The following is a 13,763-nucleotide window of genomic DNA, read 5'->3' on the forward strand; positions in this document are numbered from 1 at the left end:
CGGTTACTGCGCTTTCAGGCGCGGGGTCATGTAGTCGTTCAGGCGCGGCATGACCTGCTGCGCCGTCAGCTCCATCGAGCGCCGCCACAGCGCCTCGTCATCCCACTCGTGGAAAGTGGTCATCAAGGTGCCGAACGGCCCGGTCTGCTCGCTGAACGCCACCAGTTGCTCGGTGACCGAGTTCACGTCGCCGTAGATCACCATCTCGCGGATGCAGTGATCCACCGTCACTTCCTCGTCGGTCATGTCCGGACGGGTCTTGAAGATCTTCGTGTAGTTGTTGCTCGACAGATTATCGATCATGTAGTCGAAGTAGCGGCGCAGGGTGCAGCTGTCCTGGGCCAGGTAGTCTTCGGCCTGGGCCTGGGAGTCGGCGACGAACACCGAGCGCGCCACCCGCCAGTTGTTGGCATCGGCCTTGACCCCGGCCTCCTCGGCTCCCTTGCAGTAGGCCTGCCAATGCGAGGCGACGGTGGCCGTGGGGTTGAAGTTGGCCGACATCAGGTCCCAGTCCTTGCTTCCGGCCAGCTTCGCGGTGCTGGAGAACGGGCTCATGGCGGTAGTCGCGACCCGCGGGAAGGGCTTCTGGAATGGCGTCGGCATGTAGCCGATTTCCAGTTCATGGTTCACCGAGTCCTTGAGGCTGACCTGGAAGTGTTCGCCGGTAAACGCATAAGGCGCGTTGCTGCCCCAGATGGCCCGGATCATCTCGTAGCATTCGACCATCATCTGCCCACGGTCCTTGCCGTTGCTGCCGAAGACCTCGAAGTCCGAGGCCAGGCCGCCCGGGCCGATGCCCATGATGAAACGCCCCTTGGCCATGTGGTCGAACATCGCGGCATCGGCGGCGATGCGTGCCGGGAAGTGATGCGGCAGATTCAGCACGCCGGTGCACAGCTTCATGCGCCGGGTCAGCGGAATCAGGGTGGAAAGGAACTGCAGGGCGTTGGTCACCGGCTCCGTGCGCTGCGAGGTGTGCTCGCCCACCCACAGCTCGTCGAAACCGACGGCGTCGGCATGCACGGCGCAGGCGATATCCTGGTCGTACATCTCGTGATAGTCCCAGCCCTTGTGGTGTAGCGGCTGCATGAACATGGCAAGTTTCATGTCGTTCTCCTGCGGTTTTCAATGAGCGCCACGGGACGAACCGGGGTTCGCGCCATGACGTTTTTCACACCGGGACGGTTTTGCGGGCATGCAAAGCCCCGCACCGCCCGGCGCGGTGTTCAAGCAATGAAGCGAATCGGGGCTGGCGCGACGGCCTCAGGTGTCGCACCGCCATGCTTGCGGGGCGGTCAACTGCCGTGCAGCAGCCACCCGCCGTCGACCAGCAGGTCGACCCCAGTCAGGTACGACGCCATGGGCGACGCGAGGAACAGCGCCGCATTGGCGATCTCGAAAGGCTCGGCCGGACGCCCCAGGGGAATGTTCCCCAGGACGTTGTTCTGCCGATGCTGTTCCAGCAGTTCCGGTTCCAGGTTGCCGGGCGTGGCGGTCAGCCCCGGCGACAATGAATTGACCCGGATGCCGAACGCACTGAGGTCCTTCGCCAGGCTGCGGGTCATGGCCAGTACCGCGCCCTTGGACGTGTCATAGGCGCAGTGATTGGCCATGGGTCGATGGCCGCAGATCGAGGACAGGTTGATGATGCTGCCGCCCCTCGCCTGCTTGCGCATCTGCCGCTGTGCCGCCTGCGCGCCCTGGAACACCGCACGGGTATTGATCGCCTGCAACTGGTCCCAGAAGGTCACGTCGATCTCGTCGATATTCCTGAGCGGGTAGATACCGGCGTTGTTCACCCAGATATCCAGGCTGCCGTAGCGCTCGACCGCGGCATCGGCCAGGCGCTGGATATCGTGCGGGTAGCGCACGTCGCAGGCCATGAACGACACCGCCAGGCCCGCCTCCGTCAGCTCTTCGCTGCGCTCGGGCGCCAGGCTGCCGATCAGCACGCTGGCCCCGGCTTCGGCCAGGCGCCGACTGATGGCAAAGCCGATACCGTTGCTGCCGCCGGTGATCACCGCGGTCTTGCCGCGCAGATCGAGCAGCTCGGCAAAGGGCGGGTAAGGCAAGGCTTGATAAGGATGGGACATGCTGAAACCTCCTCTAGGCGGTGGCCAGGGTCATGATGCGGTCGGGGGCGATCTGTCGGCCCTGCAGGACACCCTGGGAACGCCCGCGGGCCATGACCATGACCCGATGGGACAGGCCGATCACTTCGTCCAGGTCGGAACTGACCACGATTACCGACACGCCGGTTCTCGCCAGTGCGACGATCAGTTCATAGATCGCCGCGCGGGCGCCCATGTCGATGCCCCGGGTCGGCTCGTCGAGAATGATCACCTTCGGAGCACGCGCCACCCACTTGGCGATCACCACCTTCTGCTGGTTGCCGCCCGAGAGTTTGTCCAGGGTCTGCCGCGCCTGGCCCTTGATACCCAGGGCGGCAATCCGCTCCAGGGCAAAGGCCATGACCCGACCGTTGTCCATGACCCCACAGGCACTGAGGCGGTCCAGGTTGCAGTAGGCCAGGTTCTCGGCGATGGTCTGGCCAAGCACCACGCCTTCGGCCTTGCGGTCCTCGGGAATCAGCACCACCCCGGCGCGGATTGCCGCCGCCACATCGTTGCCCGGCAAGACCTGCTCACCGACCCGGACACTGCCGGCGGCCAGTGGGCTCAGTCCGGCAATCGCCTGGACAACCTCCGTGCGCCCGGCCCCGACGATACCGGCAATCCCGAAGATCTCCCCGGCACGTACCGCGAACGAAATATCCGCGAAGCGCCCTGCCCGGTCCGACAGCCGCTCGACCCGCAGCACCAGCTCTTGCGTCGGCTCGGGCAGCGCCGGAAACAGCCGCTCGATGGAACGCCCGACCATCTGCGAGACCAGCAGGCCGACATCCGCCGCGCCGCTGTCATGACGGGCGATCAGGCAGCCGTCGCGCATGACCACCACCTTGTCGGCGATCCGGGCGATTTCATCCATGCGGTGGCTGATATAGATAAACGACACGCCCTGGCCCTTGAGCGTCTCGATCTGCCGGAACAGCAGGTCGGTTTCCTCCTTGCCCAGGGCCGCGGTCGGCTCGTCGAGAATCAGCAGGCGCGAGTTCAAGGTCAGCGCCCGGGCGATTTCCACCAGTTGCTGCGCGGCAATCTTCAGTTGGCCGACCAGGGTATCCGGGGAAATGTCCAGGCCCAGGCGTTGCAGCTGCTTTTCCGTCTCGCGGTACATGTGCCCACGGTCGACCAGCCCGCCACGGGTCGGCAGGTGGCCGAGAAACACGTTCTCCGCCACGCTGAGTTCCGGCAACAGTTGGATCTCCTGGTGGATCATGTTGACCCCCAGCGCCATGGCCTCGGCCGGCCCACCCGGGGCATAGGGTTGGCCGGCGAGGAACATGCTGCCCTTCGACGGTCCCTGGGCGCCGGCGACGATGGAGGAAAAGGTCGATTTGCCAGCGCCGTTCTCCCCCAGCAGAGCGACCACTTCGCCGTAACCGATAGCGAGGCTGATGTCTTCCAGCACCCGCACCCCATGAAATGACTTGCCGATGTTGCAGGCCCTGAACAGCGGTTCCTGAACGGCTTGGCCCGAAGGCTCGATCGCGTGCATCACAAGCTCTCCTCCGGCAGTTCAAGGGTGCTTTTCAAGAAAGGCGGCCGCGTTTTCACGGGTGGTGACAAAGGCCGGCAGCAACTGGGTTTTCTCCACGCTCTTGCCCTGCTGCAGATCCACGGCGGTGCGCAGCGCGGTGCGCCCCATCTCTACCGCCTGCTGGGTGATGGTCAGGTCCATCTTGCCGTCGCGCACCGCTTCCAGGGCCGAAGGCAGGCCGTCATAACCGAACACCCAGATCTTGTGATCGATATTGGCGACCTTGACCGCCTGGGCGGCGCCGAGGGCCGGGGCATCGGAACGGCCGAGGAACACATCGATCCGCGGGTTCTTCTGCAACATGTCCTGGGCCACCTTGAAGCCGTTGTCCTGCAGCCAGTCGGTGGGCTTGCTGTCGACGATCTGCATCTGTGGCGCCTGCGCCAGCACCGCGTCGAGGCCTTTGGCACGGGTGACCTCGGTGGAGTCGCCGAGGGTGCCCTGGAGCAGGCCGATCTGTGCCTTGCCACCGGTGAGCTTGATCATCTGCCGGGCCAGTTCGCCGGACGCCGCGAGGTTGTCGGTGGAGATATAGGCATCGCACTCGACGTTTTTCGGAAAGTTGTCGACGCACACCACCGGCACGCCCTGTTGCCGCGCCAGGCGTACCGGTACGGCCGAGGCGGCGCTGCCGGTGGCGGTGTACAGCAGCACATCGATACCTTTGCTGAGCATGTCCTGGATCTGGCTGACCTGCCGCGCCGGATCGGCCTGGGCATCGGAGACCAGCACCTTCTTGATCCCCATACCGCTGGCCTGCTCCATCACGCCGTCACGCACCATCAGGTAGAACACCCATTGCAGGCTCGGGATCGACATCCCCACGGTGATCTGGTCCACGGCCTTGCCCTGGGCGTGAGCGCCACTGGACAGCAGGCAGGCGAACAGCGGCAACCACAGGGAACGCAGCACAAACGCGGAACGATTCATGTCTTTATCCTTCTTGTTATCGGCTCTGGAGAAAATCGGGAAGAGCGGCGACATCGCCTCAATCGCCCTTGCGCTTGAGCAGGTCGAGCATCACCGCGAAGGCGATCACCGCGCCGATCACCACCTGCTGCACAAAGGGTGAAATGCCCGCCAGGTTCAGGCCGTTGCGCAGCACGCCGATGATCAGCACCCCGACCAGGGTCCCGACCACGCTGCCCGCGCCGCCCTTGAGACTGCCGCCGCCGATCACCACGGCGGCGATCACGTCCAGCTCATAGCCGACGCCCGCACCGGCGCCGGCAGTGTCCAGGCGCGAGGTCATGATGATTCCGCCCAGTGCCGCGCAGATGCCGGAGAGGATGTACACGGCGCTGGTGTAGCCCTTGACCCGGATGCCCGCCAGTCGCGCCACCTTGGCGCTGCCGCCAATGGCGTAGAGGCTGCGGCCGGCCACGGTGAAACGCAGCACGAACCAGAACAGCAGGGCCAGCAGCAGGAAACACAGCACCGTCAGCGACAGCACGCCGCCGTAGCGGATCACCGAGAGATTGCTGAACCATTCGGGAAAGCCGCTGACCTGGGCGCCATCGGTGACCATATAGGCCAGGCCGCGGGCCACCGACATCATCGCCAGCGTCGCGATAAACGACGGCAGACCGGCCCTTACCACCAGCAACGCGGTGGTGGCGCCGCAAGCCGCGCCGACCACCAGGGCCGCGAGCATCGCCAGCCACATCGGCACGCCGAGGGCCTGGCCGAGCCAGCTCATGACCATGATCGCCACCGCCAGCACCGCGCCCACCGACAGGTCGATACCACCGATGAGGATCACCAGGGTCATGCCCAGGGCCATGATGCCGAGCACCGTGACCTGGTCCAGTACATTGAGCAGGTTGCTCACACTCAGGAAGTTGTCGGTGAAGACCGTCAACACCCCGCATAACAACAACAGTCCGAGCAAGGGGCCGGCGACACTGCTGTCCACACCGATCCACTTGGGCAGCACACCGCCAAGGCGTGTTTTCGCCAGCAACTGATTATTCATACCCACATCCGCTTATTATTTGATTGTTATAAGATCGAGCATCATCCAGACAACTAACCGCGCAACTCCCGATAGCGTCCGCCCATATACAGCAGCGGCTGTTCCAATGGCTGGGTCATGACATCGATGACATTGCCGATCATCACCGTATGGGTGCCGTGTTCGATTTCCCGCACCACTTCGCAGAAGATCGCCGCCTGGGCGTCGGCCAGATAGCGGATACCGTGGATACCGGTCTTCCATTCACCCTCGACAAAGCGCCGTTCGCGCAAGTCGGGCTGGCTGAAGATCCGGCAGATCGGTTCATGCTGGCTTTGCAGCATGTTCACGCAGAACAGCCCGGAACGCTTGATGATCGGCGAAGCACTGGCGTTGCGATTGACACAGATCAGCGCCGAGGCCGGATCCATGGACACCGAGGAAAACGCCGTGGCGGCGAGGCCGTGGGGCAGCCCTTCGGCATCGATCGTGGTGACCAGGGTGATCGACGCGGCGAAGCGCCCCATGGCCGATTTGAACTCGCCCGCCAGGTTGGCCGAATGGGCGACTTCCTGATAATGCACACGCATACACAAACCCTCTTTCTTATGTTTTTGTCATCAGCCCGGGCCTCCATTATTAACAATCAGCTGTGCTTTTCTATTCATCTTTGAAAAATTGACTTTTCAACTTCAGCGAAAGGTGAAACCAACAAAAAACACATTTGAATTACATTCACCAATGCCCAAACAGCCCATTTCACAGGGCCGCGAAACAAATACGATTTATTCGGACAACATAAAGACAATAGCGTCACTTGAATAAACAGCCGATACTTCATCCACAACAAGAAACATTCATCGAGCAGTGGATTCAGTCATGGTTGATCGCTTGCAGGACATGCGACTGTTTCGCCTGGTGGTGCAGACAGGCTCCCTTTCCACCGCGGGTCGGCAGATGGGCCTGTCGCCTGCCGCCATGAGCGGTCGACTCAAGGCCATGGAAGAGTTTTATGGACTGCGCCTGCTCAAGCGCAATACCCGTTGCCTGAGCCCCACGCCCGAGGGGCAGCTCCTGTTCGAGAATGCGCTGAAGATCCTCGAAGAGGTCGATGCCCTCGACAGCATCATCAAGAGCGGCCATAGCGACCTGCTTGGCACCATCGGCCTGACCTGCCCCACCGACCTGGGTCGCCAGCGGATCAGCCAGTTGGTCGACGCCTTTATCGGCGAGAACCCCAATGTCAGCATTCGCCTGTTCTTCACCGACCGGCTGCTGGACTTTGTCGAGTCGGGCTCGGATATCGCCATTCGCTTCGGTGACCTGCCGGACAGCTCGCTGATCGCCCGCCCCCTGGGGTTCGACCGGCAGATGGTCTGTTGCTCTCCGGCGTACCTGGCGCGTTTCGGCACCCCGCGTACTCCCGAGAACCTGCTGGAACACAATTGCCTGGTGCAACTGCGCGCCGACTTCGCCCTGGATCGCTGGCGCTTCTTCGAGAAAGGCGCCGCCACCACGGTGCAGGTCAAGGGCAATCGCCTGGCCAATGACGGCTTCACCCTGCGCCAATGGGCGGTGCAAGGCCTGGGCGTCATCTGGAAGTCGGCCTGGGAAGTGGCCGAGGATATCCAGTCAAACCGCCTGGTGGCGGTGCTGGAGGATTACCAGTGCCCGACCACCGAGTTCCATCTGCTCACCGAGGGCGGCAAGAAGCTCCCGCGCCGGGTGAAGTTGTTCGTCGATTTCGCCGTGGACTACTTCAAGCACCTGGACACTCCGGCCCGGCACCTGCTGACTCCGCCCGTCCATGGACGCCCGATGCCCGTCTGCCTGTCCTGACGTGGCGCGCAGGTACGCATTGCCTCTAACGGGCCAGCTCGCTGGCGCTCCTGAGCGAGTAAAGACATTCCTGCTCGATGGTCGCCCGTAACTGTGCGGCCTCCTGTTCCAGGCGCTCGCACATGAAGTCGACAAACACGCGAATCTTGCGCGACAACTGGCGGCTCGAGGGCCAGACGATGTTCATGGTGTCCGGTGGGATCAGATACCCATGCAGCAGGCAGCGCAGCGAGCCATCAGCCAATGCTTCGCGGGCCAGGAAGTCGGGGATGGTCCCCAGGCCGAAGCCTTTGAGCAGCGCCCCCCGGACCATTTCCATGTTGTTGCTGACCATCACCGTGCGGGTCCGCGGCTCGCGCGTGCCTTCCTCGCGCAGCAGGGGGAAATCCAGCAGCTTGCCATTCTTGAAGTAGCGGAAACGCACCGCCAGGTGATCGTCCAGGTCAGCCGGTGTCAGTGGCGTGCCGTGACGCTCCAGGTACGACGGCGCGGCGCACAGCACCGCTTGCACGCCGGGCAAGGTGCGGCGCATCAAACGCGAGTCCGGCAGTTCGCCGCTGCGAATGGCGATATCCACGCCTTCCTCGATCAGGTCCACCAGCTTGTCGCTGAAGTCGAGGTCCAGCTCGATATCGGGATACAGCGCCATGAACGCGATCAGCACCGATTCGAACAACGCATAGCTGGCCGCCGGCATGCTGATCCGCAAGCGCCCGCGGGGAACCTCCGTGGACTGCGACAGGGTCGCCTGGGCGTCGTCCAGATCATCGAGAATGCGCCGGCAACGCTCCTGGAACACCCGCCCCTCGTCGGTCAGGCTGAGGCTGCGGGTCGAGCGCTGGAACAGCCGCACGCCCAACTGTTGCTCGAGCCGGGTCACCCCCTTGCCGACCGCCGACGCCGACAGTCCCAGCGCCCTGCCCGCGGCAACGAAACTGCCCAACTCTGCCGTGCGGATAAAGGGCATCAAGCCACTGAGTCGATCCACCTGCGTCTCCCATTCGATCCTTTTATTCCGATATAGGCGGAATATTTACCGTTTTTAACTCGATTACTCGCTCTTTAAGATCCTTGCATGTTCTGCCGGCCCCGGTAAACCACCGGATCGTCGGCGCTGTCACGCTCACTTCCCGGGTGCGGTACTCGCCCGACGCAAGGATCTCGACCGATGTCCACTCCGCTTCTGCAACAACGCCTGATCTTGCTGGCCGTGTGCATCACGGCCATCACCATGCCCTTCAACTTCACCGCTGCCGCCGTGGCCCTGCCGGCCATAGGCCGGGCCTTCGGCGGCTCGCCCATGGAACTGAGCTGGGTCACCAACGCCTTCATGCTGACCTTCGGCAGTTGCCTGATGCTCGCCGGCGCCCTGGCCGACAGCTATGGCCGCAAGAAGGTCTTTATCGGCGGCGCCAGCGCCTTTGCCGTGCTCGCGGCGGCACTGCCCTTCGCTCCCAGCCTGATGTTGTTCGATATGCTGCGGGCAGCCCAGGGCCTGGCCGCGGCGGCCGCCTTCTCCGGGGGCATGTCGGCGCTGGCGCAGGTGTTCGACGGGCCGGGGCGTATCCGGGCCTTCAGCTTCGTCGGTGCCAGCTTCGGCATCGGCCTGGCCTTCGGCCCCGTGCTGGCCGGGGCGATCATCGAGGCCTTCGACTGGCACCTGATCTTCCTGCTGATCACTGTACTGGCAGCCATCTCGCTGGTCCTGGCCGCGCGTTGCATGCAAGAGTCACGCAATCCAGAGGCCGCCGGGATCGATTGGCCGGGAGCGATAACCTTCACCTGGGCGCTGGGCATCTTCACCTTCGCCATCCTCAAGGTGCCGGAAAGCGGCTGGACCGACCCGCTGTCACTGGGCTTGTTCGTCGTCGCGTTGCTGTCCTTTGTCGCCTTTGTGCTGATCGAGCAGCGTGTCGCGCAACCGATGCTCGACCTGTCGCTGTTCCGTTTCCCGCGTTTTGTCGGCGTGCAACTGCTGGCGGCGGCCCCGGCCTACTCCTTCGTGGTGCTGCTGATCCTGCTGCCGATCCGCTTCGTCGGCATCGAAGGCATGAGCGAAATCGCCGCCGGCTGGTTGCTGATCGCCCTGTCGGCGCCACTGCTGGTGTTGCCGATTGTCGCCGGTTACCTGACCCGCTGGCTGGCGCCCTCCACCTTGTGCGGCAGCGGCTTGCTGGTCTGTGCGGCGGGACTGTACTGGCTGAGTCACGTGCCGGTGGGCAGCGGCGCCTGGCAGTTGGCCTGGCCGATGCTGGTGATCGGTGTCGGCATCAGCCTGCCCTGGGGCTTGATGGATGGCATGGCGGTCAGTGTGGTGCCCAAGGAACGCGCGGGCATGGCCACCGGCATTTTCAGCACCACACGCGTGGCCGGTGAAGGCGTGGCGATTGCCGTGGTGACCGCATTGCTCTCGGCCTTCACGGCCGGCAACCTGGCCACGCTGCCTGCCGATGCCCTGCCGAATATCGTCGCCGCCGCGCAACACCTGGCGACCGGCGACCTGAGCGGCGCCGAACACCTGCTGCCCGCCGCCGGACGCACCGCGTTGGCCCAAGGCTACAGTACCGCTTTCAGTACCCTGCTGCTGGTATTGACCGCCATCACCGTACTGACGGCCGCCGTGGTGTTCCTGTTCCTCGATCGCGGCTCGGTCGAGGACGATAGCGATGATGAAATGCTCACTCAGCTCAAATCCCCACACCAAGCAGAGTATTTACTCCCCCAATCTGCCGAATGTGACTGACAGACAGGTTCCAGCCGTTGCAAGCATCCTCCATGGAGATTGGAAACCCAGCGCCTTAAAAATTAACCAACTTGCTAAATAGAACCTACCGGGTTAATTTCTTCATGGAAAACAAAACGCCCCATTGCAGGCTATCGCCCCTTCGAACATTGATAGCCGCAGGACGTGTGAAATCAACCTCATCAGCCCTCGTCAGCGCAGCTGCTCTGGGGTTGGGCTTCGAAGAAATGATCGGTATTGTCCTGACACCGACGGCCCGTGACTTCCATAAAAGCATGACTACTCATGCCGACCACCGCATCTGGCAGGATGTGTACCGCCCCAGCACGGTCGTTGGTCAGATTTACCTGAAACTCACGGTCATCGATGACGTCCTGATCGTGTCCTTCAAGGAGTTGTAAACATGAAATGCCCTGTGTGTACGGCCGCCGAACTGGTGCGTGATACCCGTGACATGCCTTATACATACAAAGGTGAATCGACGTGCATCGTGGCAGTTACCGGGGGCTACTGCCCCGCCTGCGGAGAGAGTCTGCTGGATGCCGCTGAATCCTCGCGCGTCAGCACTGCGATGCTGGAATTCAACAAGCAGGTCAATGCTTCTATCGTAGATCCCGGCTTCATCACGGCAGTGCGCAAGCGGCTCGCCCTGGATCAGCGTGAAGCAGCCGAGATTTTCGGTGGTGGCGTCAATGCTTTTTCACGCTATGAGAATGGCCGAACCAAACCGCCACTGGCGCTGGTAAAACTCTTGAAACTGCTGGATCGCCATCCTGAACTGCTGGCGGAAGTAAGAGCGGTCTAGATCACCACCGTTCAGGCACGCCACAACACAACCGTGGTCGTTCACAACGGCAGTGAACGATCCTGAATCACGTTCTTCATCACCAGGGTCGATGTCAGGCGCTGGACATTCGGAAGCCTCGACAGGCGCTCGTCATAAAGCACCTGGAATGCCGGCAGGTCCCGGGTGATGACATGGAGCAGAAAATCCGGCTCGCCAAACAGCCGTTGCGCTTCGACGATCTGCGGTATCTGGGTCAACGCCTGTTCGAAGGCCTCCACCGCCCGGTGGTCGCCTTCACGCAGGGTCACGAAGACCATCGCCGAGAAATTCAGGCCCAGCGCGCGGGGATCCAATTGCGCGCGATAACCCAGAATCACCCCCGACTCCTCCAGGGCCCGCACCCGCCGATGACACGGCGACAGGCTCAGGCCAACCCGATCGGCCAGCTCGGTCACCGACAGGCGCCCATCCATTTGCAGCTCGGCAAGAATCTTCTGGTCAATCCTGTCCACTCGGAAAAATCTCCCCAAAACCATCGGGCACATTGGAATAATAGAGAAAATATTCTAACCGACTTTAATTATTCTTTTCGTGGGCTTTAGCGCTTCCCGGCCATCCGCGCTGGTTGAATCAGACGAGCTGCCTTCCTGCCATCCACGAGAAAGAACCATGCGAATCCCCCCTGAAAGTGCCTGCAACAATGGCTTGAAAACACTGCCCGGCTGTCATCGGCAATCCACCCCACGCAATTCTCACAGGTAGGCGAACATGACTCCCAGTGCTCTGGCCGCCTTCTGGGCGGTGTCGTTTCTGTTCGTGGTCACCCCGGGGGCGGATTGGGCCTATGCGATATCGGCGGGGTTGTTCGGTCGGGTGGTGATGCCCGCCGTGGCCGGGCTGCTGATCGGGCATCTGATGGCGACGTTGATCGTCGCGGCCGGTGTGGGTGGGCTGGTAGCCAACCATCCTGTAGCCCTCTCCGTGCTGACCGTTGCCGGAGCCGGGTATCTGCTCTGGCTGGGCGTCAACATGCTCCTGCACCCTGCCGTGCCCAGCGCCGGAGAGGCTCAGGCGTCGGGCTCCTGGACGCGCTGGACGATCAAGGGCGCCTGCGTCAGCGGCCTCAACCCCAAGGTCTTCCTGCTGTTCCTGGCTTTGCTGCCGCAATTCACCGACCCGACCGCCACCTGGCCGGTGCCGCTGCAGATCATTGCCCTGGGGCTGCTGCACACCTTCAGTTGCGCGGTGATCTATCTGCTGGTGGGGTTCGGCTCTCGTGTGGTGCTGCAGGCACGTCCGGTGGCGGCCAGGCGGGTCAGTCGCCTGTCCGGGGCGATCATGATCCTGATCGCCGTGATTCTGTTGGTGGAGCAGCTGTCGCGCTGAGGGCTTCAGGCACCCTCGATTCGATCGAGATAGGCACAAAACATATCCGCCATGGCCTCGGCACAGGCCTCGATTTCGGCACCGGTACGCGGGGTTTCCGAAAAGGACTTGCCCACCGAGCTGAGGGTCGTGGTGATCAGGTCGCAAGCCAATGCCCGTGTTGTATCCGCGGTATCAGGCAGCACCTCGCGCATGAACACCTGGAAGATCGCGCGGCCCCGGGCCCTGACCTCCCGGGCCTCGGGTGCATCGCGATACAGCGGCGCCGCGTCATTGAGGGCAACACGGACCCCGGCCTCGTCACACTCGGACTGAATGAATACCCGCACCAACGTACGCAGCCTTGTCAATGGCGGGTGCTGGCGGTCCTCGAGAATGCTGCCCAGCATATCGCTGGTCTGGCGCCATTCATCGCTCTGCAGGCGAAAGAGGATCGCCGCCTTGTTCGGAAAATACTGATACACCGAACCGACACTGACCCCGGCCCGTTCGGCGACCCGCGTAGTGGTAAAGCGGCGCATGCCCTCCTTCGCCAAAACCTGAACAGCCGCCTGCAGAATGGCCGTGACCAGGTCATTGGAACGAACCTGTCGTGGCTGTTTACGTGAGGCAATCTGCATACTTGGGCGCTCGGTCATGGGCAAGGCTCGCAACGCGAATAGAAAACATGAAGGTTTGTTCGCATTATAACCCCTCACTGACTTGCGAAGGAAAACCTCCATGACCACCCTGACCCGCGCGCCTCTCGCGCCCCTGCTGAATCATCTGTTCGCCCAGGCCGAAGCGCAGTCGCCGATGACCAGCAGCGCCTTCGCCGATATCTCGAATTTAGAGCGCACACGTCTGCTGCGCAGCAAGACCGAGTACCTGGATCTCTACACGCAACTGAAGGATTTCCCGTTGGCCGTTTCCCGGGAGACCGGCACCTTGCTCTACATGCTGGCACGCAGCTGCAATGCCCGGAGCATCATCGAGTTCGGCACCTCGTTCGGCATCTCCACCCTGCACCTGGCCGCGGCCTTGCGCGACAACGGCGGTGGTCGCCTGATCACCAGCGAATTCGAAGCATCGAAAGTGCAACGTGCCCGGGAAAACCTGGAGGCTGGCGAGTTGCTCGACCTGGTGGAGATTCGCGTGGGCGACGCCTTGCAGACCCTGGCCCGGGACCTGCCGGACAGTATCGACCTGGTCCTGCTTGATGGGGCCAAGGCACTGTATCCGGATATCCTGAACCTGCTGGAAAGCCGCCTGAAACCGGGGGCGCTGATCGTTGCCGATAACGCCGACTACAGCCCCGAGTACCTGGCGCGGGTGCGTGCGCCAGGAGCGGGTTATCTGTCGGTGCCGTTTGCCGAGGATGTCGAGTTGTCCATGCGCCTGGGCTGAAACCCGGC

Annotated in this window: 15 protein-coding genes; 6 read left to right on the plus strand and 9 right to left on the minus strand. The window is 62.7% G+C overall.

What is annotated here, in order from left to right:
* Nucleotides 1-3: 3 nt before the first annotated feature.
* The 6 genes from HX851_RS41530 to HX851_RS41555 all read right to left on the minus strand — a co-directional run bounded on the left by HX851_RS41530 (nucleotide 4) and on the right by HX851_RS41555 (nucleotide 6,204).
* A complete protein-coding gene (locus HX851_RS41530; RefSeq protein ID WP_177056761.1) occupies nucleotides 4-1,107 on the minus strand; it encodes an LLM class flavin-dependent oxidoreductase in 1,104 nt (367 codons plus the stop codon).
* Nucleotides 1,108-1,295: 188 nt separating this feature from the next.
* The gene (locus HX851_RS41535; RefSeq protein WP_177056760.1) at nucleotides 1,296-2,093 is read right to left on the minus strand and encodes an SDR family NAD(P)-dependent oxidoreductase; all 798 of its coding nucleotides are present in this window, start codon (nucleotides 2,091-2,093) and stop codon (nucleotides 1,296-1,298) included.
* Between the two features lie 13 nt (nucleotides 2,094-2,106).
* Nucleotides 2,107-3,618, minus strand: coding sequence for a sugar ABC transporter ATP-binding protein (locus tag HX851_RS41540; protein ID WP_177063896.1), 1,512 nt, complete (start codon nucleotides 3,616-3,618; stop codon nucleotides 2,107-2,109).
* 21 nt (nucleotides 3,619-3,639) lie between these two features.
* Nucleotides 3,640-4,590 (minus strand): sugar ABC transporter substrate-binding protein, encoded by a 951-nt coding sequence (locus HX851_RS41545; protein WP_177056758.1) that lies wholly within the window; start codon nucleotides 4,588-4,590, stop codon nucleotides 3,640-3,642.
* A 58-nt stretch (nucleotides 4,591-4,648) separates the two neighbouring features.
* Complete coding sequence (locus HX851_RS41550) at nucleotides 4,649-5,635, minus strand: ABC transporter permease (RefSeq protein ID WP_177056757.1); 987 nt, start codon at nucleotides 5,633-5,635, stop codon at nucleotides 4,649-4,651.
* Nucleotides 5,636-5,688: 53 nt separating this feature from the next.
* Complete coding sequence (locus tag HX851_RS41555) at nucleotides 5,689-6,204, minus strand: flavin reductase family protein (protein ID WP_017128533.1); 516 nt, start codon at nucleotides 6,202-6,204, stop codon at nucleotides 5,689-5,691.
* 289 nt (nucleotides 6,205-6,493) lie between these two features.
* On the opposite strand from HX851_RS41555, the gene HX851_RS41560 reads away from it, so the two are divergent.
* On the plus strand, nucleotides 6,494-7,453 hold the full coding sequence (locus HX851_RS41560) for a LysR family transcriptional regulator (protein ID WP_177056756.1): 960 nt from the start codon (nucleotides 6,494-6,496) through the stop codon (nucleotides 7,451-7,453).
* A 25-nt stretch (nucleotides 7,454-7,478) separates the two neighbouring features.
* On the opposite strand, the gene HX851_RS41565 is transcribed toward HX851_RS41560, so the two are convergent.
* Nucleotides 7,479-8,441 carry a LysR family transcriptional regulator gene (locus HX851_RS41565; RefSeq protein ID WP_177056755.1) on the minus strand — a complete coding sequence of 321 codons (963 nt, stop codon included), beginning with the start codon at nucleotides 8,439-8,441 and terminating at the stop codon, nucleotides 7,479-7,481.
* Nucleotides 8,442-8,621: 180 nt separating this feature from the next.
* On the opposite strand from HX851_RS41565, the gene HX851_RS41570 reads away from it, so the two are divergent.
* From HX851_RS41570 to HX851_RS41580, 3 genes are all read left to right on the plus strand, one after another.
* Nucleotides 8,622-10,196 carry an MFS transporter gene (locus tag HX851_RS41570; RefSeq protein ID WP_177063897.1) on the plus strand — a complete coding sequence of 525 codons (1,575 nt, stop codon included), beginning with the start codon at nucleotides 8,622-8,624 and terminating at the stop codon, nucleotides 10,194-10,196.
* A gap of 104 nt (nucleotides 10,197-10,300) precedes the next feature.
* On the plus strand, nucleotides 10,301-10,597 hold the full coding sequence (locus HX851_RS41575) for a type II toxin-antitoxin system MqsR family toxin (protein ID WP_177063898.1): 297 nt from the start codon (nucleotides 10,301-10,303) through the stop codon (nucleotides 10,595-10,597).
* 2 nt (nucleotides 10,598-10,599) lie between these two features.
* Complete coding sequence (locus HX851_RS41580; RefSeq protein ID WP_177063899.1) at nucleotides 10,600-11,001, plus strand: type II toxin-antitoxin system MqsA family antitoxin; 402 nt, start codon at nucleotides 10,600-10,602, stop codon at nucleotides 10,999-11,001.
* Between the two features lie 41 nt (nucleotides 11,002-11,042).
* On the opposite strand, the gene HX851_RS41585 is transcribed toward HX851_RS41580, so the two are convergent.
* Nucleotides 11,043-11,495, minus strand: coding sequence for an Lrp/AsnC family transcriptional regulator (locus tag HX851_RS41585; protein WP_177063900.1), 453 nt, complete (start codon nucleotides 11,493-11,495; stop codon nucleotides 11,043-11,045).
* A gap of 256 nt (nucleotides 11,496-11,751) precedes the next feature.
* Here HX851_RS41585 and HX851_RS41590 point away from each other — a divergent pair, with 256 nt between their 5' ends.
* Nucleotides 11,752-12,369, plus strand: a complete 618-nt coding sequence (locus HX851_RS41590) for a LysE family translocator (RefSeq protein WP_177063901.1) — start codon at nucleotides 11,752-11,754, stop codon at nucleotides 12,367-12,369.
* 5 nt (nucleotides 12,370-12,374) lie between these two features.
* On the opposite strand, the gene HX851_RS41595 is transcribed toward HX851_RS41590, so the two are convergent.
* On the minus strand, nucleotides 12,375-13,007 hold the full coding sequence (locus HX851_RS41595) for a TetR/AcrR family transcriptional regulator (protein ID WP_177056753.1): 633 nt from the start codon (nucleotides 13,005-13,007) through the stop codon (nucleotides 12,375-12,377).
* An 82-nt stretch (nucleotides 13,008-13,089) separates the two neighbouring features.
* On the opposite strand from HX851_RS41595, the gene HX851_RS41600 reads away from it, so the two are divergent.
* Entirely contained in the window at nucleotides 13,090-13,755 is a 666-nt protein-coding gene (locus HX851_RS41600; protein WP_177063902.1) for an O-methyltransferase, read from the plus strand.
* Nucleotides 13,756-13,763 lie beyond the last annotated feature (8 nt).

Source organism: Pseudomonas gingeri, assembly GCF_013385635.1.
Classification (GTDB): domain Bacteria; phylum Pseudomonadota; class Gammaproteobacteria; order Pseudomonadales; family Pseudomonadaceae; genus Aquipseudomonas; species Aquipseudomonas gingeri_A.